The 24,518-nt window shown below is 48.5% G+C and carries 24 protein-coding genes; 9 read left to right on the top strand and 15 right to left on the bottom strand.

Annotation, left to right across the window (positions count from 1 at the left end; translation table 11 throughout):
- The first annotated feature begins 20 nt into the window (after positions 1-20).
- Positions 21-1,544 carry a thioredoxin family protein gene (locus LEUMU_RS0121390; RefSeq protein ID WP_022954352.1) on the top strand — a complete coding sequence of 508 codons (1,524 nt, stop codon included), beginning with the start codon at positions 21-23 and terminating at the stop codon, positions 1,542-1,544.
- Between the two features lie 4 nt (positions 1,545-1,548).
- Positions 1,549-2,481 (top strand): LysR family transcriptional regulator, encoded by a 933-nt coding sequence (locus tag LEUMU_RS0121385; RefSeq protein ID WP_026745013.1) that lies wholly within the window; start codon positions 1,549-1,551, stop codon positions 2,479-2,481.
- Between the two features lie 2 nt (positions 2,482-2,483).
- Here the strand turns inward: LEUMU_RS0121385 and LEUMU_RS0121380 are convergent, their stop codons facing one another.
- On the bottom strand, positions 2,484-2,708 hold the full coding sequence (locus LEUMU_RS0121380) for a DUF3622 domain-containing protein (RefSeq protein ID WP_026745012.1): 225 nt from the start codon (positions 2,706-2,708) through the stop codon (positions 2,484-2,486).
- A 170-nt stretch (positions 2,709-2,878) separates the two neighbouring features.
- Between LEUMU_RS0121380 and pyrE the strand changes: the two genes are divergently transcribed.
- Positions 2,879-3,523: an orotate phosphoribosyltransferase gene (gene pyrE, locus LEUMU_RS0121375; protein ID WP_022954351.1), complete on the top strand. Its 645-nt coding sequence runs from the start codon at positions 2,879-2,881 to the stop codon at positions 3,521-3,523.
- Here pyrE and LEUMU_RS0121370 read toward each other — a convergent pair.
- From LEUMU_RS0121370 to atpD, 12 genes are all read right to left on the bottom strand, one after another.
- Complete coding sequence (locus LEUMU_RS0121370; RefSeq protein WP_022954350.1) at positions 3,496-5,223, bottom strand: putative bifunctional diguanylate cyclase/phosphodiesterase; 1,728 nt, start codon at positions 5,221-5,223, stop codon at positions 3,496-3,498. The genes pyrE and LEUMU_RS0121370 overlap by 28 nt on opposite strands.
- A gap of 6 nt (positions 5,224-5,229) precedes the next feature.
- Positions 5,230-5,655 (bottom strand): response regulator, encoded by a 426-nt coding sequence (locus tag LEUMU_RS27265; protein ID WP_022954349.1) that lies wholly within the window; start codon positions 5,653-5,655, stop codon positions 5,230-5,232.
- A gap of 48 nt (positions 5,656-5,703) precedes the next feature.
- Positions 5,704-7,194 (bottom strand): sensor histidine kinase, encoded by a 1,491-nt coding sequence (locus LEUMU_RS28385; protein ID WP_084708157.1) that lies wholly within the window; start codon positions 7,192-7,194, stop codon positions 5,704-5,706.
- 83 nt (positions 7,195-7,277) lie between these two features.
- Positions 7,278-8,150: a F0F1 ATP synthase subunit gamma gene (locus LEUMU_RS0121355; protein WP_022954347.1), complete on the bottom strand. Its 873-nt coding sequence runs from the start codon at positions 8,148-8,150 to the stop codon at positions 7,278-7,280.
- Positions 8,143-9,573 (bottom strand): alternate F1F0 ATPase, F1 subunit alpha, encoded by a 1,431-nt coding sequence (locus LEUMU_RS27255; RefSeq protein WP_022954346.1) that lies wholly within the window; start codon positions 9,571-9,573, stop codon positions 8,143-8,145. The genes LEUMU_RS0121355 and LEUMU_RS27255 overlap by 8 nt, the downstream gene beginning before the upstream one ends.
- The gene (locus tag LEUMU_RS27250; protein WP_022954345.1) at positions 9,560-10,354 is read right to left on the bottom strand and encodes a F0F1 ATP synthase subunit delta; all 795 of its coding nucleotides are present in this window, start codon (positions 10,352-10,354) and stop codon (positions 9,560-9,562) included. The genes LEUMU_RS27255 and LEUMU_RS27250 overlap by 14 nt, the downstream gene beginning before the upstream one ends.
- A gap of 2 nt (positions 10,355-10,356) precedes the next feature.
- Positions 10,357-10,647: a F0F1 ATP synthase subunit C gene (locus tag LEUMU_RS0121340; RefSeq protein WP_022954344.1), complete on the bottom strand. Its 291-nt coding sequence runs from the start codon at positions 10,645-10,647 to the stop codon at positions 10,357-10,359.
- Positions 10,648-10,683: 36 nt separating this feature from the next.
- Entirely contained in the window at positions 10,684-11,355 is a 672-nt protein-coding gene (locus tag LEUMU_RS0121335; RefSeq protein ID WP_022954343.1) for a F0F1 ATP synthase subunit A, read from the bottom strand.
- Complete coding sequence (locus tag LEUMU_RS27245; protein ID WP_022954342.1) at positions 11,345-11,707, bottom strand: ATP synthase subunit I; 363 nt, start codon at positions 11,705-11,707, stop codon at positions 11,345-11,347. The genes LEUMU_RS0121335 and LEUMU_RS27245 overlap by 11 nt, the downstream gene beginning before the upstream one ends.
- The gene (locus tag LEUMU_RS0121325; RefSeq protein ID WP_022954341.1) at positions 11,700-12,017 is read right to left on the bottom strand and encodes an AtpZ/AtpI family protein; all 318 of its coding nucleotides are present in this window, start codon (positions 12,015-12,017) and stop codon (positions 11,700-11,702) included. Before LEUMU_RS0121325 ends, LEUMU_RS27245 begins: the two co-directional genes overlap by 8 nt.
- 51 nt (positions 12,018-12,068) lie before the next feature.
- Positions 12,069-12,473: a F0F1 ATP synthase subunit epsilon gene (locus LEUMU_RS0121320; protein WP_211223049.1), complete on the bottom strand. Its 405-nt coding sequence runs from the start codon at positions 12,471-12,473 to the stop codon at positions 12,069-12,071.
- Complete coding sequence (gene atpD, locus LEUMU_RS0121315; protein ID WP_022954339.1) at positions 12,466-13,881, bottom strand: F0F1 ATP synthase subunit beta; 1,416 nt, start codon at positions 13,879-13,881, stop codon at positions 12,466-12,468. The genes LEUMU_RS0121320 and atpD overlap by 8 nt, the downstream gene beginning before the upstream one ends.
- A 169-nt stretch (positions 13,882-14,050) precedes the next feature.
- Between atpD and LEUMU_RS0121310 the strand changes: the two genes are divergently transcribed.
- The 6 genes from LEUMU_RS0121310 to LEUMU_RS0121285 all read left to right on the top strand — a co-directional run bounded on the left by LEUMU_RS0121310 (position 14,051) and on the right by LEUMU_RS0121285 (position 21,415).
- Complete coding sequence (locus tag LEUMU_RS0121310; RefSeq protein WP_022954338.1) at positions 14,051-15,652, top strand: cytochrome ubiquinol oxidase subunit I; 1,602 nt, start codon at positions 14,051-14,053, stop codon at positions 15,650-15,652.
- 12 nt (positions 15,653-15,664) lie between these two features.
- Positions 15,665-16,810 (top strand): cytochrome d ubiquinol oxidase subunit II, encoded by a 1,146-nt coding sequence (gene cydB, locus LEUMU_RS0121305; RefSeq protein WP_022954337.1) that lies wholly within the window; start codon positions 15,665-15,667, stop codon positions 16,808-16,810.
- 12 nt (positions 16,811-16,822) lie between these two features.
- Complete coding sequence (cydX, locus tag LEUMU_RS28655; protein ID WP_022954336.1) at positions 16,823-16,924, top strand: cytochrome bd-I oxidase subunit CydX; 102 nt, start codon at positions 16,823-16,825, stop codon at positions 16,922-16,924.
- A gap of 10 nt (positions 16,925-16,934) precedes the next feature.
- Entirely contained in the window at positions 16,935-18,872 is a 1,938-nt protein-coding gene (gene cydD / locus LEUMU_RS27240; RefSeq protein ID WP_022954335.1) for a thiol reductant ABC exporter subunit CydD, read from the top strand.
- The gene (gene cydC, locus LEUMU_RS27235) at positions 18,869-20,638 is read left to right on the top strand and encodes a thiol reductant ABC exporter subunit CydC (RefSeq protein ID WP_022954334.1); all 1,770 of its coding nucleotides are present in this window, start codon (positions 18,869-18,871) and stop codon (positions 20,636-20,638) included. The genes cydD and cydC overlap by 4 nt, the downstream gene beginning before the upstream one ends.
- 63 nt (positions 20,639-20,701) lie before the next feature.
- Positions 20,702-21,415 (top strand): Crp/Fnr family transcriptional regulator, encoded by a 714-nt coding sequence (locus LEUMU_RS0121285; protein ID WP_022954333.1) that lies wholly within the window; start codon positions 20,702-20,704, stop codon positions 21,413-21,415.
- Here LEUMU_RS0121285 and LEUMU_RS0121280 read toward each other — a convergent pair whose 3' ends face one another.
- Positions 21,416-22,018 (bottom strand): protein-methionine-sulfoxide reductase heme-binding subunit MsrQ, encoded by a 603-nt coding sequence (locus LEUMU_RS0121280; RefSeq protein ID WP_022954332.1) that lies wholly within the window; start codon positions 22,016-22,018, stop codon positions 21,416-21,418.
- Positions 22,019-22,097: 79 nt separating this feature from the next.
- Positions 22,098-24,455, bottom strand: a complete 2,358-nt coding sequence (locus LEUMU_RS28380) for a hybrid sensor histidine kinase/response regulator (protein WP_022954331.1) — start codon at positions 24,453-24,455, stop codon at positions 22,098-22,100.
- Positions 24,456-24,518 lie beyond the last annotated feature (63 nt).

Genomic DNA, 24,518 nt, shown 5'->3' with positions numbered 1-24,518 from the left:
CATAATTAATGGAGATCAGTATGCGCCCCCACTCTTACATCCTGCAACATTGCTTGCATCTTATATGGGCATGTCTGCTGCTCTTTGGCTCGCAGGCAGCACTGGCTCACGAATCCAATCCGGCCATTGCCATTCTTGAAATCCACGAAGACAACACGCTGACACTTGAGTTAACCGCCAACCTGGAAGCACTCATCTCGGGCGTTGGGCCGGAGCATAACCCGGCGGAGTTTGCCAAAGCCGCTCGCTATGCTGCCTTGCGCAAACTTCCCGCCTCAGACTTAGAAACCGAATTCAAACAATTTACCGAAGCCTTCCTAAAGGAAGTAAAGCTACTGTTGAATGATCAAGCTGTGCCCCTGAGCTGGGTCGGCAGCGAAATCCCTGATAACACCGATACCAGTAAAGCGCGGCAGTCTATCGTGCGCTTTACTACCACCTTAAGTGATCCCCCCAAAACCCTAAGCTGGCAATGGGACAAGCTCTATGGCCCGATTGCGCTACGCATTCACACGCCCGGCAAACAAGATGCCTTTAATGCCTACTTGGAGTCCGGTGCTGCCAGCGAGCAGTTTGTCATTAGTGTTGGTAGCTTCCTAGGCGCGACAGATACTGAATATCCCCGCTGGTTTAAGGAAAGCTTTCTGGAGTTTAAAGATGACATCGCAGAAGCCAGCGCAGAGGGTAAACGGCTAGCTATCCTGTTTTATCAAGATGGCTGCCCTTACTGTAATTTGCTGATCGAGCGCAATTTAGCGCAGCAAGATATTAGCCAGCAGATGCAAAACAAATTAGATGTCGTGGCGCTGAATATGTGGGGCTCGCGGGAATTGGTCAGCGTCGCAGGGGAAACGTATGCCGAGCGAGACTTTGCCGCTGGCTTAAAAGTCCAATATACCCCAACCATGCTATTTTTTAATGAGCAAGGGCAGATCGTATTGCGCCTGAATGGCTACCTGCCACCACCGGAATTTAAGCGGGCGCTTAACTATGTAACAGGAAAACAGGAAGCCTCCCAAAGCTATAGCGAATACGTTGCTGCCAACCCCGTGAACGCTGCAAAAAGTAGCCTCAACTCAGAGGGCTTTTTCGAATCAGCGCCCTACGACCTGTCCTCACAAACAACCGGTGCCAAACGCCCGCTGGCCGTATTTTTTGAACAAAAGGACTGCCCTGCCTGTGATACACTTCATCAAACCGTCATACAAGACGACCAGACTCAAAAAATTATAAGTAAATTTAAAGCGATACAATTGGATATGTGGTCCAATACTCCGCTGATTACGCCCTCTGGTAAGGCAACGACTGCCAAAGACTGGGCGAATGCGCTAAACATTAATTACGCACCGTCTATTGTCTTATTTGATCCCGAGGGGAAAGAAGTCATCCGCATGGAAGCCTTATTCAAGACGCTCCACACGCAGTCCACGTTGGACTATGTACTGAGCGGCGCTTATCAAACACAGCCCAGCTTTCAGAAATACCTTAGTCAACGTGCCGACACGCTCCGCGAAAGCGGCCAAGATGTCGACATCTGGAAATAACCCAATGAATTTATCCCGCCGATTTCTTCCGTCAATTAGCCTGTTGCAAGCCTTCGAGGCCGCCGCTCGTAGTGGCAGCTTTACGATGGCTGCTCAGGAGTTAAACCTGACGCAAAGTGCGATTAGTCGACAGATTAAAGCACTGGAAGAACAGCTGGAAGTGTGTTTATTTACGCGGGAACGACAGCAAATTCAGCTTACCGATGCGGGTGCAGAATATGCTCACCACGTCCGTGAAGCATTGGAGTTAATCGCGACTGCCTCGCGCAACATTCACTCAAACCCCAGTGGTGGAACCTTAAATTTAGGCATTCTACCCATGTTTGGTTCGCGCTGGCTGGCCCCAAGGCTACCGGGCTTTTTGGCGAATAATCCTGATATACACGTGAATTTAGTCACCCAACTGGAGCCATTCGACTTCAAACAAGAAAAGCTGGATGCAGCAATCCATTTCGGAAAGGAACGCTGGCCTGGTGCACATTGTAAATTTCTAATGGATGAACATGTGATTCCCGTGTGCTCACCAACCATGCAACGAGCACAGCAATTTGAAACCCCAGCCGATTTGCTACAGGTTCCACTGCTTCACTTAAGCAGTCGTTCCGAGGCTTGGGCGCGCTGGTTTAATCTGCACAGCGTCCGCTTTAATGGCAATCACACCAGCATGCTACTGGATCAGTTTTCGACCATTACGCAGCTGGCGAAGTCAGGTATTGGCATTGGGCTACTGCCCGAGTTTTTGATTCAGGAAGAACTGGAGCGCGGCAGCTTAGTACCGGCTTGGCCACACTCCACACAATCTGAAGAAAGTTATTACTTGGTCTGGCCAAAGCACCGCTCAAGCTATCCGCCGCTGGTGTCATTCTATGAATGGATGCAACAGCAAACCACCGAAATGCATGAGCCGCCCTCTTCAGAGGCTATGCAGCTCGCCTAACGTTAGCTTTCGCGTTTTTTAGCGCGGCGCTTGTTACGCTCACTTTGGTTGGTCATAAAGCCCTGAAGCTCAGTATCTGCCCAAGCTTGAGCTTCTGCTTCTGATGCAAAACCACTCTGGCTTTTTGAAACGATATTAGAGCGAGCACTCACTCTACGTACAATATCAGCCGTCCAAAAATTCTCTTCCTGTACAATTTGAACACTGTATTTCTTGCTGGTTGCCATTCTTGATTAATTCCTGCAGGTTAAGTAACGATCACTTGTAATGAACACTCAATACAATAGCACCATTGTAAATCAATCCCCTAGCAAATGACTTACTGTTTATCACGCTTTATTGTGTTGGCTGAGCTGGTTATAATCCGGCCTCCCTTTGCCCACAAGGACCCATGCGCATGAAAGACTATCAGAATGAATTCCTAAACTTTGCCATCGACAATAACGTATTGAGCTTTGGGGAATTCACCCTTAAGTCAGGTCGACTCAGCCCCTATTTTTTCAATTTCGGTTTATTTCGTACCGGCTCAGCACTGGCTCGCCTCGGCGACTACTACGCTCAAGCCATTGTCGACTCAGGCGTGGAATTCGACATGCTGTTTGGCCCTGCTTACAAAGGCATTCCATTAGTCTCTGCAGTCGCCGCCACTCTCTATGAAAAGCATGGCCGCGATTACCCTTACGCTTACAACCGCAAAGAAGCCAAAGACCATGGCGAAGGTGGAACCATTGTCGGTGCGCCACTGGAAGGCAGAGTGTTAATCGTTGATGATGTGATCAGTGCCGGAACGGCCTGCCGCGAAGCAGCTAACTTGGTAACGGCTAACGGCGCAACACTGGCCGGTATTGCAATCTCTCTGGATCGTCAGGAGCGTGGCACCGGAGAAAAATCAGCGGTACAAGAAGTTGAAGAAGCCTATGGAATCAGCGTGCTGCACATTATCGCTTTGCAGGATGTGATTCAGCACATTGAAGAGACTGCGGATGACGCAACCTTACTACAGCGTATTCAGGACTATCGAGACACATACGGCGTCGATTGACACTGTAATAGCCGCTCCATGACCTCATCGTCTAGCAACAGAGGCTTGGAGCGGTAATAGCCTTGTATCCGGTCAACGGATAAAGACTCACAAAAGGCATGCTGCTCAGCCGTCTCAACGCCCTCTGCAACAGACTCCAACCCCAAGTAATGAATCATCACCACTAGCGCGGTTGTCAGTCGCTTATTATTCTCATCGTTGGCATCAACCGGAATAATAGAGCGATCAATTTTAACCACGCTAATCGGCATCTTCTGCAAGCTGATAATCGATGAATAGCCGGTTCCAAAGTCATCCAGTGAAATCTGACAACCCAACTCAGACAAGCGCTCAATCACTCCAACGTTTGCAACAGAGTGCTCTAATAACGCGGTTTCAGTAATTTCAAACTCTACTAACGTCGGGTCAACACCGTGCTGCGCCAATGCTTCTGCAACAAACTGATCCAACATCTCATTTTCAAGCTGCACCGGTGACAAGTTAATCGCAATTCTTAATTGCTGACCTAACTTCTCATTCCAATACGCAATCGTACTAAGCGCCTGATGAATGACCCATTCGCCAATCTGCATAATTAAGCGCGTTTCTTCGGCCACCAGAATAAACTCATCCGGAGACACAAACTCACCTTCATACTTCCAGCGAATTAACGCCTCAAAGCCCCATAAAGAGCGGCCTGAGTCACCATAAACCGGCTGATAATTTAAAAAGAACTCGTTTTCACGAATCGCTTTACGTAATCCAGCTTCAATATTAATGCGTCGCACGGCTTGGGTTTGCATCTCTTCCTGATAGAAGCAATAGCGGTTACGACCCAGTTTCTTAGAGCGATACATCGCAATTTCAGCATGCCTTAACAACTCATCGGAGTGCATATTAGCCATGCCATCAATTGCAATACCAATGCTAGCACTCACCGGTAGCTGCATTTCATGACTCAGCTTAACAGGCTTCTCTAACGCTTTAAGAATGCTATTTACAACCGCAATGACTTCCTCAATATTATTCTGGTATTTAAATAGGTAGGCAAACTCATCGCCACCTAAGCGAGACAAAAAAGCATTCGCAGGCACACAGCGTTGAATAATGCCTGCCACTCGCTTAAGCAGCTCATCACCCACAGTATGTCCAAAGGAGTCATTGACCAACCGGAAGTTATCCAGATCGATTAGCGCCACACCGCGCCGCCAGTCAGCACCGACATCAGCTTCCAGATAATTACTTAGAGTTTGATCAAAGGAATAGCGGTTCGCCAAGCCTGTTAGTACATCCCGACTTTGCAGATATTTCTTTTCTTCATCAGCAGTCAGTAATTTGCGCTCAAGCTCAAAGCGGATTTGGGCATATACAATCGCGCGGTGTAAACGTGTGCCGGTAATCTCCGGCTTTATCATGAAGTCCTGAGCGCCATTGCGAATGCACTCAATCGCCAACTGCTCATTTTCAGAGTGGCTCATGATAATAATCGCCGCCGTCGAGCTTTTAGCACTGCTTCTGAATTCAATCAGCAGCTCCATGCCATCCCGTCTGGGCATGAAATAATCCAGCAGAATAATGTCGAAGCTATGCGCCTCAAACAGCTCTATGCCAGCTTCTGCACTTTGGGCTTCGTAGACAACCATTTGCGAATCGGATTTAGCCAGCTCTCGCCGTACATGCTCCCGATCAATCGCATCATCATCTACTAGTAATACATTCATCCCGGTCTAACTCCACATCTCTATTGCTGGAAGCTTAGAACCGTTTAAATACTCTCCCAAAAAACCCACGAAAGTATCTACGCTATCTGACTTCTCATGCTTAACGATATATCCTGCCACCTGATGCTCGAAGGCCCGCTTAATATCTTCGTCAGCACCAGAGCTTGTCAGTACAAATACGACTGAAGGGTTATATTTTTTGTGTTGGCGCAAACTCACCAAAAACTCAATACCATTTAAACGTGGTAAATTTAAATCCAGCAAAATCACATAAGGCGAAGGCACTTCATCATTCAACAATAAATCTAACGCTTCTCTTCCGTCATGGGCACGAATAAGGGGATTATTTAGTTTCTGAAAACGCTTTGAACGAATGAAAATTTCAGCATCCAAGTCATCATCTTCGACCAACAACAACGTCACTTCTTGCATAGTGTGATTCCTTTTTTATTCTGTAACACTATTTTGAACGCTACAGACTTAAGGCCTTGGCCATCTGGCGATTACTTTCATGCCTTTGATGCCATCAGACTCGATAGCTAGGCTGCCTTGGAAGGACTCTACCGTCTTCTTAACTAATGCCAGACCTAGCCCGCTTCCTTCTACAATATCTCTTGATTGCAAAGTCTGAAACATTTGTAAGGCCTTTTCATGATACTCCGGCGCGATTCCCGGACCGTCATCCTCAACGGTTAAAATATACTCTTCATCGGACTTCTCAAGATGAACAGCAATGCTGCCCGCTTTAGTTTTGTTGTGTTTAATACTATTACTAATCAAATTGCGCAGCACTGTCTCAAAAGGTATGCGCCAAACTTTACAGCGCACATCATCGACAGAGCATTTAAAGCCCTCCGCAGCATTTTGCATCTGAAAAATACTCGTAACCAGAGGTTTTAGACTAACAGATTCTAAAGCATAGTTCTTGCGACCAATTCTGGAGTACGCCAACAAGTCATCCAGTAGTTGCTCCATTCGATCAATACGGCCACCCAGCATCTCCAAATGGCGCTGAGAGTCTTTTGGCAATATATCCTGACAGTCATCCGAAATCCAATTGGCTAATTTACGAATTCCACTGAGCGGGGATTTGAGATCATGCGAGGCGATATAAGCAAATTGATCAAGCTCTTGATTGGCAGCCGTCAATTCCTGATTCTGTTGTTTGATCTTAAGCCTTAGAGTCTTTTCATGCTGAATATTCATCAAACTACTTACAATGAAAAGAGATTTTGAGGCTTCGTCTTTCACCGAACGGCTATTTAGAGTGCACCAGATTACACTGCCATCTTTACACTTATACTGCTTTTCAAGCCCGATGACTTCAAAATCATCAACTGGCACCTCGGAAAATATTTTCCTAGTTCGCTCTAGCTCGCAGTCTGGCGCGATATCAAATACCGACATACCCCGCATTTCATCAACGGCATAGCCTAACAAATCAGCCAAAGTATCATTTACTTCGAGGAAGGTACCATTTACATCCGCAATAATTAAACCGACCGGCAAGGCCTTCATCGCAGTATTGAGTAAAGACTCATGCTCGTTAAGCCTTACCCCTGAAGTAATGTCAGTATGCGTCCCTAATAAGCGAATGGGCTTACCCGTATCATCCCGAATCGCCACACCACGCACTCGAATCCACACTGTGGAGCCATTTGCATGGCGATATTTTAAGATCTGATCAAAAGGAACATCCGGGTCTTGAAAGTGCTTCTCAAGCGCTTCGTAAGCTTTATTAAAATCCCCCTCCGGGTCAATTAATAACGCCTGCCACTCAGAGACCAAATGCTTTTTTTCTGAGGCTGGATACCCTAAAACCTCCCAAAAGCGTTCATTCATCCACTCTTCTTCCGGCTTGTCGACATCCCAATACCAGAGGCCGTCCATAGACGTTGATTGAATAAAATCGAAGATGGTCGAGTCCTGCTGGACAAGTCTATACAACTCGTCCTTTAAACGATGCCCCATGAGTTACCTAGACTTGATAGATTAATATTTCTTAATGTGGCGCAATAATGACCAATTATAGCACATTTGTCAATGGCATACATTTATTCAATTAGGCTTGAAACCACATCAAACAATTCAGAATCAATCGCCTCCTGACGCTGATGATGATAGGCATGCCTTAGCTCATCGAGCATTTCATCGATATTCTTTTCAGCCCGTTGCATCGCCACTAAGCGACTTGCATTCTCACTTGCCAAAGACTCTGCACAAGATTGATATAAGGACACAAACAAATATTCACGAATTAAAGCACTCAAGGTCGCAGGGCCATTGCCCAAAGTTTCTGGCAAGTTGTTATTCGGCCACGTTTCCTGCCTTAAGTTTTGCTGCCAGCTAGCGTCCAATGGCAATAAGCGATGCACTTCCGGTTGATACTGCCCGGATAACTCTCCTGGCCGGTGATGATACAAGTGCAGGGCATTCGCGGTATCCGTTTCCCAATACTCCGCAGTGGCCACTAAAATCTCAGCCACTAACGCCGTAATCGCACTGACTGAGCTGGGTACATTAAAGCAGCCTTGCAGTGTTAATCCCGCATCTTCCAGTTGATCCCGAACGCGCTCGCCGACCGCCCAAATCTTAAGCTCGCCCTTTAGTGTAGGCAACTTTTCACGAAAAAACTCAACCAAGCGATCGTTAAATTGCCCAACCAAGCCCTGATCGGTACCAAACACCACCACGACCGCATTCACAGGCGGCGCATCTGAAGCCATCTGCGATAAACGCAACTCAGGATGCTTGAGGCAGGCAACTAGCCCTAGCTCAACCGTCCGGTAATATTCATCCAGCGCATGCACTGCATTTTCATATTGCGTGATGCTAGAGGCAGACATCGCTTTCATGGTGCGCACAACGGCTTGTAAGTCTACCGCCCCATCTGCCCGATGGCGAAGCGCTTCAAGGCTGTCAGTCATTGCTCTCACTCTGCATCAGCGTGTCGTACAAGGCTTGCTCCGCAGCAGGCATATCAGCCAGTGCAACCTCATCAAACTTGCCTTCTGTTAATGCCTGAAGTAATGCAATCTGCATATCGACCGGCACCAACTGATGCTCACCCTGATGCAAACAGGCACGAATACGCTTGCCGTGTTCCAATTGCTTGCGTGTGGATTCATCCAGTCGCGTACCAAAGCGGGCAAAGCTTTCCAGCTCTTCAAACTGCGCATAAGCCAGCTTCAAACTACCCGCCACTTTACGGTAATCCTTACGCTGTGCCTTGCCCCCTACCCGTGACACGGAACGCCCAACATCCACCGCAGGCAATACACCCAGCTCGAAGAGTTTAGGCGATAAATACACCTGCCCATCCGTAATCGAAATCAGATTAGTTGGGATATACGCCGACATATTCTGTGCTTCGGTTTCGATTATTGGCAAAGCCGTCAATGAGCCGCCGCCTAACTCTGGCTTCAAATGCGTTGCCCGCTCTAGCAGGCGCGAATGAATATAGAAAATATCACCCGGAAACGCTTCCCGCCCCGGTGGCCGACGCAACAGCAATGAAATCTCACGATAAGCACGTGCATGGTTGGTGAGATCATCATAAACAATCAGCACTTCCTTACCCTGCTGCATAAAGTATTCGGCAATGCTAGTCGCTGCATACGGTGCGATATAGGTTAAACCTGGTGGACTATTTCCCTCTGTTACCACGACCGTGGTATACGCCATTGCACCATGCGCTTCCAGATCCGCCACCACTTTGGCCACTGCTGACGCGCGCTGGCCAATCGCACAGTAAATGCACTGCACGCCATGCTCACGCTGGTTAATAATGGCATCGACCGCAATGGTGGTTTTACCGGTTTGCCGGTCTCCCAAAATCAATTCACGCTGGCCACGACCAATCGGCACCATCGCATCAATAACTTTAATGCCAGTTTGTAATGGCACAGACACCGGCGTGCGATCCATAATCGCCGCCGCGGGGCGCTCAACCGGCATACGCTCGGTGTAATTCAGTGGCCCTTTGCTGTCCAGCACCACACCCAGAGGATTAATCACCCGCCCAACCAGCTCATTGCCAACGGGCACATCCACTACCCGGCCTGTACGCTCCACTTCATCACCGGCTTGCAGGTGCCAATAGTCACCCAGCAGCACCACACCAAGCTCATCTGGCGTTAAATCAAAGGCGATGCCATAAAGATCCCCGGGGAATTTCACCAGCTCTTCGTAACCCACACCCGGCAAGCCACTGACTTTGGCGATACCGGTTGCGACACTTTTAATGCGCCCGATCTCACTAGTGCTTAGTGGCGCTTTAAATTGGTCACTAGCCGCGCGCACCTCATTAAAAGCACGCTCCACGGCCGTATTTAACTCAAGCTCCGCCATTAGACTGCGCTCCGCTAAACCGTAATTTATTGTCGATTAAGCCTTTGATGCTGGCGTCCAGATCAGACAAATAAGCGTCCAGATTCCAGCTCAACTTGTGACCATTGCCAACTAGCTCAACGCCACCGATTAAATGCTCATCATGGGCAAACTTCACCGCTGGCTTGGTAGGCAATACACCCTGCAAAGACTCCGTGAGTGTCGCCTGCTGCTCAGCAGTAAACTCAAAGGCACTGCGCACCAATACGTCATTACTCGGGCTATCTGCCGTTTGGTTAAAGGCTTTACGTTGCTCTGGTGTCATTGCCTCAACGCGGTGAATGAGTACTTTAACGATCTGCACTTCAAGCTCACTATCAGACAAATCAGCCAGCGCCCGACGCGCCACATTCAAGACCTCATGACGTGTGCGCTGATTAATATCCTGATCCAATGTCTGCTGCTCTTTTTTCAACGCCAGTAGCCATTGCTCACGCTGAGTGGCGACTTCGTGGGCGGCCTGATCCAGCAATTGCTTTTGCCGCTCTGCCGCATCCGCTTTTGCTTGCTCAAATAAGCCCACACGCTCCGTTTCAAAGGCGGCATTTTTAGTGCTTAGCTCTGCTTGCTGCCCGGCGGCCTGCTCTTGACTGGCCTGCGTTTCTTTCAGCAAGGTGGCAATTCGCGCCTCACGGGCATCAATCGCATCCAGTACCGGCTTGTATAAAAACCGCTTCAGTAACCACATCAGCAGCAGAAAATTAAATATCTGCGCAATGATGGTAAACCAGTCAAATAACACGATTAACCTCCAGCGGCTTTTTCAATCGCAACAATCGCATAATTCCAGAACGGATTAGCAAAGATCAGAATCATCGCCACCACGAAACAGTAAATGGCCACCGACTCAATCATCGCCAAACCAACAAATAAGGTCCGCGTAATGGTGGATGAAGCATCCGGCTGTTGCGCCAATGCACTCAGTGCGGTGGCGACTGCCCTACCTTCCCCCAATGCCGGCCCAATACCGCCAATGGCAATGGTTAAACCGGAAGTGATAATTGAAACAATTGCAATTAAGGTCAAGCTATCCATGTGAACTCCTGTCAGTCATCTTGGATGATTATTAACTCAGGCGGCTTTGCCGCTGGTAGCGGCAGCGATATAAACCGTCGCCAAAATACTAAAAATATAAGCCTGCACTACGCCCGTTAGCAGATGCAGTACATTCATTAACACGGGAAAAATAAAGGGCGTTACCATTAGCAAAATGGCCAAAATCATCGCGCCACTCATAATATTTCCGAACAAACGAATCGCCAGTGCCAATGTGCGAGACAATTCACTGATGATATTAAATGGCAACATCACTGGCGTTGGCTTTACGTAAGATTTCAGATAGTTAGCAATGCCCTGCTCGCGAATACCAAAAAATGGCACCGCCAGAAATACACACAAAGCCAGCGCCGCAGTGGTTGATAAAGACCCCGTTGGTGGCTCATACCAAGGCAATACACCCAGCAAATTGGAGACCAGAATAAATAAGAACAAAGTCCCCACAAAGGGCATATAGCGGCGTGATTGCTTAAGGCCAACTTCTTCAATTTGATCTTTCACACCCAGCACAATCACTTCCAGCACATTTTGCCAACGCGGAATCTCTAAACCATCATTCAACTTACGAGTGACTAGCCAAGCGCCGCCGACCATGAGCAGCATGACGGCCCAAGTTGTGACAATCGTAAGGTTTAAATTAAAAAAGCCCCATTGCCAGTAAATTGACTCATCCGAACTAAGATGCATGGCGTTGCTCCTTGCCATTGTCAGTCAGTGACTCGGCCAATGGCTCAGCGACCTGCTCTGTAGCTGCCTCATTGTTTGGCGAGCTTAATGGCTCTGGGATAAAGCGAGTCAGCACCATGCGCGCCACGATAAAGCCCAATAGCGCCAAGGCTAAATGCTGCCATTCACCAAATTTCGCAATGCCATAAAAGCCCGCAAGTGCAACGGCCATACGCAGCAAAAAGCTCAGCAAGAACCATGCTGCCGGTACTGCCGCCTGCATCCCTTTGCGCACTGTTAACCACAGTCCACCAAAGAAAAACACGCCTAATGCGCCACCGGCGAGTAATGCTAATAGTAGTGTTTCAATCATCGTTTGCATCCTTATCGTTATGCATATCGCGATCTTCTTTCGAGACCCAGTGCCAAGCGCTTGCGCAGCCAATCACTAAGCCAATAATTAATAAATTCAAGCTCCAGCTCACGGAGCCGGGGTGATGCTTATCCAACCAAAAACCAAGAGCTAGCCCTAATAATGTCGGCACCGCGACCGACCAGCCCACAATTCCCATGGTACCTAAGCCCATCCATACCGAGCGCCCCGGCTTGCGTAGCGCTTTGAGCTTGCGGGTGGCTTTGGCATCCACATTTTTCACAAACCGACTGTCACTATCCTTATTCATTACTCACTCCTGAGCCTATACCGATCAGCCATTTTGAAGGCGTGGGACTTACTAGTGCGGATGAAGATCATTAAAGCCGCGCATAAAACCACTTTCCAAGCGCGCCAACACCGCCCGCACTTGTAACTCTTGATCACTGAGCTTTAGAAACTCATTTTTTACCATGAGCTTTAACTGTTCCAGGTCCGCATGAGCGTGCGCATTACGCACCGACACCCGCACCTCCTTTCCCACTTTAACCAAGACGCCTTCATCGACGGCGATATAGGCAGGTTTCTCACCCGCCAGCGTATAAGTCAGAATGCCAGGCTCCAGTATCGCCACGCAGTCCAAACGGTTTGGCAGCAAGCCATAAGCCCCTTCCGGCGTTTCCAGCACAATGCTGGTGACTGCCTCATGGCGTGCAAACACCTTGGAGGGCAGTAAGACCTGAAGTTGCATGGCGGACTCAGTCACGTTTGGCCTCATCGATCTTGCCGATCATGTACAGCGCACTTTCCGGATAATCGATAAACTCATCATTGAGAATGCGCTCACAGCCATCCAAGGTATCTTCAAGACTAACCGTTGCGCCTGCCATGCCACTAAACTGGCCGGTGGTGTAAAACGGTTGCGTCAAAAAGCGCTCCAGCTGCCGCGCTCGTGAAACCACTTTGCGATCATTCTGCGATAACTGCTCCATCCCCAGCATGGCGATAATGTCTTTCAAATCTTCATATTGCGCCAAGGTACGGCGCACCGATTGCGCCAGCTCATAATGTCGCACACCCACCACACCCGGCGTCAGCATTTTGGAATGCGACTGCAAAGGATCAACAGCTGGAAATAAGCCCTCACTAGCACGCTTACGCGATAAAGCAATGGAGGCCGATAAATGCGAGAACGTGTGCACGGCTGCCGGATCAGTAAAATCATCCGCCGGTACATACACCGCCTGAATCGAGGTAATCGCACCCGCATCGGTATTCGCAATGCGCTCTTCTAATTGCGCCAGCTCAGTACTTAAGGTTGGCTGATAGCCTAAGCGGGATGGCATTTGCCCCATCAAGCCAGAGACCTCAGCACCGGCCTGAATAAAGCGGAAAATGTTATCCACCAACAGCAGCACATCTTTATGTTCGTCATCGCGGAAATACTCCGCCATGGTCAGCGCGGCATGACCCACCCGAAAACGGCTACCCGGCAATTCATTCATTTGCCCGAACAGCATTACCATGTCAGAGAGCACGCCCGCTTCTTTCATCTCACGATGCAGCTCTTCACCTTCACGACAGCGCTCGCCGATTCCGCAGAAAATACTCACGCCATTATGATGACCGACCATGTTGTGAATCATTTCGGTCAGCAGCACGGTTTTACCAACCCCTGCACCACCGAACAAACCGGTCTTACCACCTCGTTCCAGTGGCACCAATAAATCGATCACTTTAATGCCGGTACTAAATACTTCCGTCTTGGTCGAACGGCTCGATAGTGGCGGTGGTGTGTTATGGACTGAGCGCCATTCAACACCTTCCGGAGCGGCTCCTCCATCAATCGTATTGCCAAACACATCAAACATTCGCGACAAAATATGTGGGCCAACAGGGGCTTGCAGCGGGCCACCGGTATCGGTCACCGACATGCCGCGTGCTAAACCCGCAGTAGGCGTCAATGCAATAGCACGTACCAGTTCATCACTTAGCTGTGTTTGCACTTCTAACAAGACACCGGAGTCTGGTCCTGCTTTCAGTAGGTTACGAACGGCTGGCAAATGCTCAGAAAAGTGGATATCCACCACACTACCCCGCACTGCAACAATTTTACCGAAAGAGGATTCAGCCGTTGTAGGTTCTTGATTAGCCAATAGTAAATTTTCGTCCATAATCGGAATGACTCTTTTACAAGTAAAGTGTACAGCGTGACAATAAAGCCATCTGGCTTGACCATCTTTGACATATATCAAAGACGTAGTGGTTAGGCTGATTTATAAAGCACACAGATTTTTCGTTTTTTCATTTCCTTGGAATATCAGATTAAGGAGCGCAAGCCTCATGATTCCAGATGACGTTGTCGATATATCGCGGCTGCAGTTCGCAACCGTCGCGCTATATCACTTTATTTTCGTTCCCCTCACCTTAGGAATGACCTTTCTGCTAGCCATTATGGAGTCGGTCTATGTTATGACCGGCAAGCAGATCTACAAGGACATGGTTAAGTTCTGGGGAAAACTGTTCGGTATTAACTTTGCACTGGGTGTCGCCACTGGTCTGACCATGGAGTTCCAGTTCGGAACCAACTGGTCCTACTATTCCCATTATGTCGGGGATATCTTCGGTGCGCCCCTGGCGATTGAAGGTTTAATGGCCTTCTTCTTAGAGTCGACCTTTGTTGGTATCTTCTTCTTTGGTTGGGACCGTTTGAGCAAAGTCTCTCACTTAACCGTGACTTGGCTAATGGCGCTGGGAACTAACTTCTCTGCACTGTGGATTTTGATCGCTAACGGCTGGATGCAAAACCCAGTGGGTGCCGAATTCAATATCGACACCATGCGTATGGAGATGACCAGCTTCTCAGAAATCCTGTTTAACCCGGTTGCCCAAGTGAAATTCATTCACACAGTATCTGGTGGTTATGTTGCGGGCTCTATGTTTGTACTGAGCATCAGTGCCTGGTATCTGCTAAAAGGCCGTGACGTTGGTTTTGCCAAGCGCTCGTTTGCGATTGCAGCAGGCTTTGGTTTGGCCTCTATTCTTTCCGTTATCCTGCTGGGTGATGAAAGTGGATATGAAACCGGACAACTGCAAAAAACTAAATTGGCCGCGATCGAAGCAGAATGGGAAACTGAGCCTGCACCTGCAGCCTTCACCCTATTCGGTTTTCCAGATCAGGAAGCCAAAGAAACGCACAATGCCGTTAAGATTCCTTATGTGATGGGTATTATCGCAACGCGCTCTTTAGATGAAGAAGTCATGGGTTTAAATGACATCATCAAAGAAAACGAAGTGAATATCCGCAACAGCATGAATACTTACGCACTGTTTGAAAAAGTTCGTAAAAAGGAAGCCACTGAAGCTGAAATTGCAGAATTTCAGGAAGTTAAAGGCAACTTAGGCTTCGCACTGCACTTGAAGCAATATGCACCAAACGTGGTTGATGCCACTGAAGCGCAAATCAAGAAGGCGGCTGAAGAAACGATTCCTCATGTTGCGCCGGTATTCTGGTCATTCCGGATTATGGTTGCAGCTGGTTTCACAATGTTAGGTATCTTTGCACTGGCCTTCTTGTTTACTGCACGCCGTACTGTATTTACCAAGCGCTGGTTCCTGTGGGCTTCATTCCTCAGCTTACCACTGCCTTGGATTGCGATTGAAACCGGCTGGGTAGTTGCAGAATATGGTCGTCAGCCATGGGCGGTGGGTGAAATACTGCCAACCTCAGCGGCCGTTTCAACACTGACTTACAACGATATTTTGTCCAGCCTGATCGGCTTCGTGGTGTTCTATACCATTCTGCTAATCATTGAAGTGTACCTAATGCAGAAATTTGCGCGCCTCGGCCCAAGCTCACTGCATACCGGACGCTATTACCACGAACAGCCTGGTGGAAAACTCTATCACGCCCCTTCAACAAATCCTGAAGCAGAGCTGATGTAAGGAGATATGGTTATGGAATTTATTGATTATACAACACTGAAAATGGTGTGGTGGTTGCTGGTAGGGGTGCTATGGCTTGGCTTTGCACTGACCGAAGGCTTCGATATGGGCGTGGGTATGTTGCTGCCATTTGTGGGCAAAACCGATGAAGAACGTCGCGTTGCGATTAATGCGGTTGCACCACACTGGGATGGTAACCAGGTGTGGTTGATTCTGGCCGCCGGTGCGATCTTTGCGGCATGGCCAATCGTGTACGCAACAACCTTCTCCGGATTCTATCTGGCGCTGATGTTGATGTTGTTCTCGCTGTTTTTCCGCCCAGTCGGTTTTGATTACCGTTCTAAGCTGCAAAACAAGCAATGGCGTAGCACATGGGACTGGGGACTATTCATCTCCGGCATCGTACCTCCACTGATTTTGGGCGTGGCGTTCGGTAACCTGTTCTTAGGCGTACCGTTCCACTATGACGATTACCTGCGTTCTTATTACGACGGTAACTTCTTCTTACTGCTGCACCCATTTGCTGTGTTATCCGGCCTGCTAGCGATCGCTATGTTTGCCATGCACGGTGGTGCTTACCTAATGATGCGCTGTGGTGGCGATGTGTACGACCGTACTCGTCAATACACACAATATGCAGCATTAGCGGTACTGGCGTTGTTCGCGATCGAAGGCATCTGGTTGTATTTTGGGATTGATGGCTATGTGATTAGCAGTGCGATTGATACTGGCGCACCAGCTAACCCACTGACCAAAACGGTTGAAATTACCGCTGGCGCGTGGTTCCACAACTACAGCGAATACCCATTAACCATGATTGCACCATTGGTTGGTCTGGGTTCTGCAGCATTGGTCTTTTTGTTTGTGCGCATGCGTCGTCCTGCATTGGCATTCTTGTTCACCACGTGCAGCATGTTTGGCATTATCCTGACTGGAGCGTTTGCACTGTTCCCATTCATTCTGCCATCCAGCACTCACCCCAGCCATAGTCTGACTATTTGGGATGCGGCATCAAGTGAGCTAACCTTGTCCATTATGTTGGTTGCGACCTTATTGTTCGTACCCATTATTTTGATCTATACCGTTTGGTGTTATGCCAAATTATGGGGCTCATACAGCGTTGAAGACATCCGCGCTAATGAGCATACCCTTTACTAATAGGAGATTGTCATGTGGTATTTTGCCTGGATTCTCGGCGTATTACTGGCCTGTGCTTTCGGTATCATCAATGTGATGTGGCTGGAGCTCAATGGCTTGGATGAAGACGAGTAACGTGACGTAAATGTCTAAGGTAACTGATTCAGCTATCCCGGCATTTCTGAAAGCCCAAAAACCGCTGACAGGGATGTATTTACGCCTGTCAGTCGGCTTGGGCTTGCTCTCTGGCCTGTTGCTTATTGCACAGGCCTGGAGCCTTGCCAGTATTGTTAACGCAGTAATTTTCGAGCAAGCCAAACTTGGCGATGTCGTTTATTACTTAATCGCCTTACTGGCCATATTTTTAGTACGCGCCGGGCTAAACCAAGCCTCGGAGCGAGCGGCTATCGAAGCTGCCATGCGGGTCAAACGCGACCTCAGACAACGGCTACATCAACGTTTGTTTGATGCCGGCCCACTCTATTTGAATAATGAACGCAGCGGCGAACTGGTCAACACATTGGTTGATGGCGTCGATGCGCTGGAAAACTACTACGCCCGCTACCTGCCTACCATGTCATTGGTAGCGCTGATCCCCTTATCCATTCTGGTGTTTATCTTCCCGATTGATTGGATTTCCGGGTTGATCATGGTGGTGACTGCCCCCTTGATTCCGTTTTTTATGATACTGATTGGTAAAGGTACCGAGCGGTTAAACAAGAAACAATGGCGCAAGCTGGCGCGCATGAGTGCGCATTTTCTGGATATGATCCAAGGGCTAACAACCCTCAAACTATTTAATGCCAGTCGCCGCGAAGCGCAGGTGATTGCACGCATTTCGGATGATTATCGCCGCAGCACCATGTCGGTACTGCGTGTGGCGTTTTTATCCTCCTTGTTATTGGAATTTCTCTCGACTGTCAGCATTGCCATGGTGGCGGTGATTATTGGTTTTCGCCTGATGTATGGCGAGCTAGACTTTTTCTATGGCTTCTTTGCGCTGCTATTAGCGCCGGAGTTTTACCAGCCGCTGCGTAATATGGGTACCCATTATCATGCGCGGATGGAAGCGATTGGCGCGGCGGAGAAAATGCTGGAAGTGTTAGAGCCGGGAACACTTGAATTAGAAGATGGCGTTGAGCCTTTGGTGCAGGTGCCTAAATCTACTTTAGAGCAAACGGCTGCTGAAAGTGCTGATACCAAGCTACCTAAAACCAGCACCATTAAACCCGCTGCCTCACCTGATAAGACTGATAAGACTGATAAGACTGATAAGACTGATAAGACTGATAAGACTGATAAGAGCTTACCGGCGGAGCAAGACTGGACTACATTTAATGCTGAAAGCGGCATTACAATTGAATTTGCTCAGGTTAGTTTTGACTACGAACCCAGTCGCCCTGCACTAAAAAACATCTCATTACGCATTCAGCCTCATGAAACGATTGCCATTGTCGGTGCCAGCGGTGCCGGTAAAAGCACGCTGATGAATATGCTACTGGGCTTTATCAGCCCGCAGTCTGGTGAAATTCGCATTAACGATATGCCACTAACCCCAGAGCACTTTGAAGCATGGCGCAAGCAACTCGCCTGGATGCCACAACGGGCACACTTATTTCATGGCAGCGTGCGTGACAATATTGCATTAGGCCAACCAGAAGCTAGCGATCAGGCAATTAAAGCCGCAGCTGAAGCCGCACAGATCGCCGATTACATCGAGACTCTGCCAGCACTTTATGAAACAGCCGTTGGCGAACGTGGCGCGGGATTATCTGGCGGTCAAATTCAACGAATCGCATTGGCACGTGCCTTTTTAAAAGATGCGCCGGTTATGTTATTGGATGAGCCTACCGCGCACTTAGATCAGGAAAGTGAACAACGCATTCAAAAAAGCCTTGAGCAGTTAGCGCGAAATCGCACGGTGATTAGTATTGCGCATCGCTTGCAAACTATCGAACAAGCTGACCGCATTGTATTACTGGAAGCCGGTGAAATTCTGGCAATTGGCAGTCACGATAGCTTATTAGCCGAACAGCCTCGCTATGCTGAAATGGCCTCGCGCTTAAGGCAAGGTGCCCTATGAATAACGCCAACTTAAATAGCACCCGCCTAAACAATGGCAATGGCAATGGCAATGGCAATGGCAATGGCAATGGCAATCATGCTGATGAAATGACTAACTGGGCAGTCATGCGCCGGCTATTAAAATTAGTCAAACCGTGGTGGGGCTGGATGTTGCTGGGAGCCTTGCTATCACTGATTACCATTTTGGCCAATATCAGCCTAATGGCGCTCTCCGGCTGGTTTATCGCCACGATGGCAATGGCGGGCGTCACGGGTGCGAGTGTTAACTACTTCACGCCATCGGCCGGTATTCGAGCTTTTGCAATTACCCGCACCGCCAGCCGCTATGGCGAGCGCTTAGTCACTCATGAAGCGACTTTCCGATTGCTGGCCACTTTGCGCACTTGGTTTTATGAACACCTAGAGCCACTCGCACCGGCTATTCTGCAAAACTACCGCAGTGGCGATTTACTCAGTCGTATCCGTGCCGATATTGATGCGCTGGAAAACTTCTATCTACGCATTCTCGCTCCCTTATTGGTCGCAGCGATTAGCAGCTTAGCGATTTTATTATTTTTAGCTCAGTACAGCGTCATTTTGATGTTGATCGAACTCGCCTTACTAATGATTGCAGGCGTTGCGATTCCATTACTGGTCAATCACTTAGCGCATCAAGCCGCCAGCCGAAAAGTTGAAACAACCTCTGCTTTACGCTCGGCAGTCATCGACAGCACGCAAGGCATGAGCGAATTACTGATTTATGGCGCGGCAGCTCAACAAGCTGAAAAAGTCAGCACACTCAGCGAACAACTAATTAGCGACCAGCAACACTTGGCAAAGCTCAATGGCGGCACCCAATCTGCCGTTGGCTTTTGCGCCAATATCAGTATGTGGCTAATGCTGATTATCGCCATTCCAATGGTTACGGTGGGCAACCTGACGCCAGCGAATTTACCGATGCTCGCGCTGTTTGCACTGGCCAGCTTTGAAGCGATTCTGCCTTTGCCATTAGCCTTTCAAACCCTACCCAGCACTTTGGCTGCGGCGCGACGTTTGTTTGATATTGTCGACAGCAAACCAGCGGTTCAGGAGCCCAGCTCACCAAGCGACCTCCCTGAGCGCTTTGATATTGAAATCAACAGTGTCACCCTGCGCTACCCCAATAACCAAAGCAATGCGTTGGAGGCGATCAACTTATCCATTCCACAAGGCAGCCACCTCGCGATTGTTGGTCCAAGTGGTTCCGGTAAAAGCACCCTGATCAATGCACTTATGCGTTTTTGGCCGGTGGCCGATGGCACTATCCAGTTTGGCGGCATGAGCATTGAACAATTAACGGGCGATGATTTGCGCAGTCAGTTTGCGGTTGCCGCTCAGCAAAGCACCTTATTCAACAGCACCATTCGCCGTAATTTGCTGCTGGCTAAGCGCGATGCTACCGAGGATGAAATTCAACAAGCCTGTAAATTGGCCCAAATCCATAACTTTATTGAAACGCTGCCGGAGAGCTATGAGACCTGGATTGGCGAAGCGGGTCATAAATTGTCCGGTGGGCAAATGCGACGTTTGGGTATTGCACGGGCTTTATTGAAAGCTGCGCCGGTGCTGATTTTGGATGAACCGGGCGAAGGTTTAGACAGTGTCACCGAGCAAGCCATGCTTAAAGCCATCACCGAAAGCGCCAAAGATCGCACCCTAATCCTGATCACGCATCATTCGGTCGGATTAGATGATATGCATCAGATCATCCATCTGGAACAAGGGCATATTGTCAAACGCTTATAGACTAGATTATTCTAAGACTCAATTTATGTAATTTGCGCGCATGCGTGAGGAGTCTGGGATAACATGGCAAAACTTCAAGGTAAAGGCAATTGCCAGACCTGCCCCATCCGTTATCGCAGTATTTTCTCCGGCATTCCAGAAGCGGACTTACCGAACGTTATCCAAGATTTCCGCACATCTGTCATCACATTAACGCACAATGAGAACATTTACATTGAAGGCGATGCCGCTGCACACGCCTATACTTTACGTAAAGGGCTCGTCAAATTAACCAAGTCATTGGCTGATGGCCGCACCCAAATCGTGCGCATTATTGGCCATGGCGAGCTGTTTGGTTTTGATGGGTTAGCCGGCGAAGACTATAACCAAACCGCCTTGGCCCTCACCGATATTGAAATTTGTAAGCTCCCCATGAAAGATTTGGAGCGAATTCGCGCCACCAGTCCGGAAGTGGATAAAGCCATGATGCAGGGTTGGATACAGGGATTACGTGCCGCGGAAAATATGCTGCTGGACCTTGGCGCAAAAAAAGCACCCGAGCGTTTGGCAAGTTTCTTATTGAAGTGGTGCAAAGATAATCAGCCCGGACAATGGATTGATTTGCCACTGTCGCGCTCTGAGATTGCGGAGCTATTAGGGCTGACCGTCGAAACAGTCAGCCGCTTCTTATCAGATTGGAAGCGCAAAGGCCTTATTCAGGATACGCGCAACACCATTCAGCTAACAGACCCTGAGGGATTAAAAAAGGCGGTTTGTACTTCAGCACGTGGCTTGTAATTAAGCGGTAGCCACCTGCTTTGGCTTGCGAAACTTTTGGAGCCAAACGCGGTAGATTTCCAACAATGCCAATGGCACAAAGTGCACCATCGCAGGCCCCACATTATTCTCAACAAATATCCAGTGAGCCAATGTGAGCACTGCAGCCGGATAAACCCAACGCTGTAGCGGCTTCCACTTTTGGCGCAAGGCTTTCACTGAAGCATCGTTTGAGGTAATCGCCAGCGGAATAAAGATAAAGAATGCCAACCAGCCAGTCCAAATACCCAACTTAAAGAATTCATCCAGCATGCCCTGGAGCGCGCCCATATCCAGCACATAAAGCACGGTATGAAAGGCCGCATACATAAAGGCCGCGACGCCAAAATAACGACGATTGCGCACTAGCCACATCGTCCATTTTTGAGTGGGGAACAATAAACGCAATGGCGTTGCCAGCATCGCAATAATCATAAATCGTGCGGCAAATTCACCCGTTGGGTGCAGCAAGCCATGTACCGAAGCCGCTTCGCTGATCAAGCCAGAGACAAAGCCGAATGAGGGAATGGCCAGTATTACCCAAAGCAGGTAGCGCGAGCCAAGTAGTGATTTAATAAAAGACATGAGGAGTCCGTTCGATTAGCTAGTAAATAGTTCAAGCATAAGGCAAATACATTGGCCAGAATATTGAATTTACATGCCTTTACGATTGCTTAATGACCGGCCGGTCTAAGGCCTTACGAATTACCAGATACAGATCCTGATATTCAAACGGCTTCGTCAAAAAGTCATCCATGCCAGCGTCTTCACATTGCTGTCGAACTTCCGCTGACTCATGGGCAGTCAGCGCAATAATCGGCACCGTTGGATCTAATGCATTTTTGCGTATCCAGCGGCTAATCTCCAAACCATCCCGGCCCGGTAAATTAATATCCATCAACACCACATCAAAAGTGCGCTGTTGGAGCAGAAGCGTGGCACTTTCGCCGCTAGAGGCCAAAGTCACATCACCGCCCAGATTTTGAATCATTTCAGAGCCGACATAGCGATTCAATAAAGAGTCATCGGTTAATAAGATCTGTACGCCTTTGGGTAGCGCAAAGTCAGATAACTCAAAGGCTTCCAGCTCAGGAGTGACCGACTCATTGGTGATTTCAAATATCAGCTCGAAAAAGAAGCAACTGCCTTCTCCGAGAGTACTTTCAACCTGCAAATTGCCCCCCATCTGTTCGACCAGACTTTGGCTGATCGACAAGCCAAGTCCCGCTCCTTCTTTGGAGCCTGCGCCCTCGCCCTTTACTTGTCGGTAAGCATCAAATAAATACTGCTGATCTTCCTCGCTGATACCGATACCGGTATCGCTTACACTAAATTTAACCCGCAACTCATCATCAGAACCGGAGGGCAGCTTCTCCACCACAAAACGGATGCTGCCCTCTTCGGTGTATTTAATGCTGTTAACCAGCAAATTGATTAGCACTTGTGATAAGTGACCGCGATCGCCCATCACATTGATATTGCTTAAATCATCACTTTCAAACTCTAACGCCAAGTCTTTCTGCTCTGCGGTCTGAGACACAATATTGCGGATAGCGCGTAAGGCGACATCCAAGCTAAAGGCTTCATGTGCCAATTCAAAGCGCTTATTTTTCACCTTGGCAAAATCCAATACGTTGCTGATCAGTTGCATCATATAGCCGGAGGCTAAACCGAGTTTCTCGACATATTCGGCTTGTGTTTTATTCAGATCACTGAGCTTGAGTAGCGCACCTAAACCAACGATGGCATTCATCGGCGTGCGTAATTCATGGCTCATGACGGCGAGGAAGTCATCTTTGGCTTTGGCAGAGGCTTCAATCAATCGCAATTTATCCCGCTCAATCCGTGCTTTCCAGGCATGAACGATCGCCAATGACAGCATAAAGCCTAGCGTTGCTACCATGCTATAAGTGTCGGTTGAGGCATCACGCTCATCGGGTGTGACAACAATCACGTACAGATTAATCAAGTTCACCAGTAGCGGAATCATAAAGATTAAGAAGAAATAGGCCGCTACGCTGGAGCGCTTTTTGACTGCAATATAAAGACTCACCCCTGCAATAAATGGCAATAACAATGCGCCGAGCATTAATACAACTGTGGCAAAGTCAGGGTTCGCACCGGTGATAAATATTAAGCCAATCGAGATCGCAATCATCAGATTAAATGTGCTATTAATCTTGGGCATGCTGATGCTGTCGATGCTTAAAATATTGCGGGTGTAAACCAAGGTTGCCGCGCCTGCAATCAATAAGGGCGTCAGGAAAAAATAGCTACCGGTATCCCCAAAAATACTTAGGCTTTCAAACACCGGATTGGAGTTATGCGTGGTAATCAGCGAGCCCAAAGCACTAATCGTAAGCGCCAGATAAGTGCTTTCGTGCAGAATGAGAAACATAAAAAACTGGTAGATCGCGATCACCAGAATGCCAATGTAGACGGCTCCGTATAAGCGATAATTTTGATTACTCGTGGCGATCATTACATCGGAATTAACGAACTCGACGGGGACAACAACGATGGAACTCCCGTTAGTTGCCCGCATATACAGGTCAATTGCTTGATTTTCCGGTAAGTTAACAGACCATGCGTAGCGTCTAAAATCATCCAGCCGCGTAAAATATTTTGCTGTGACAACATCAGCAACGCTCACCGATTCTGCACCGGACTCCGCAACCGGCAAGGCATATAAATCAAAGTCTTCCCCCATCATGGCGCTTAGTCGCAGATACCACTTTTGTGAGGAACGGTCGACAATGCGTAACTTCACCCACCAAGCAGATTGCGAGCGCCCGAAGTTTAGAACGCGCTTTTGGTTTAGGGAGAACTGGGAAGCGTAAGCTGGAGATAACACATCGCTCAGAGTGAGCGCTCGGGAAGGGTCTTCCAAAAAACTGGCGTGTGGTGAGCCGGAGAATACTGTTTGCTGGTCGCCTAATACCAAGGCTGGAACTGCTGCATCGTCTGCTGAAAGCATAGAAGGCATGAGCAACAGTAATACCAGCAACACTTTTAGCATCATTCAACCGCCACATAACAAGCCACAAGTGTAACAGGTTATCGGAAATCACTGACTTTGTAAAAA

This window comes from Leucothrix mucor DSM 2157, assembly GCF_000419525.1.
Classification (GTDB): domain Bacteria; phylum Pseudomonadota; class Gammaproteobacteria; order Thiotrichales; family Thiotrichaceae; genus Leucothrix; species Leucothrix mucor.
The sequence above is the reverse complement of the archived record's forward strand: the minus strand, read 5'-3'. Positions and strand labels throughout refer to the sequence as shown.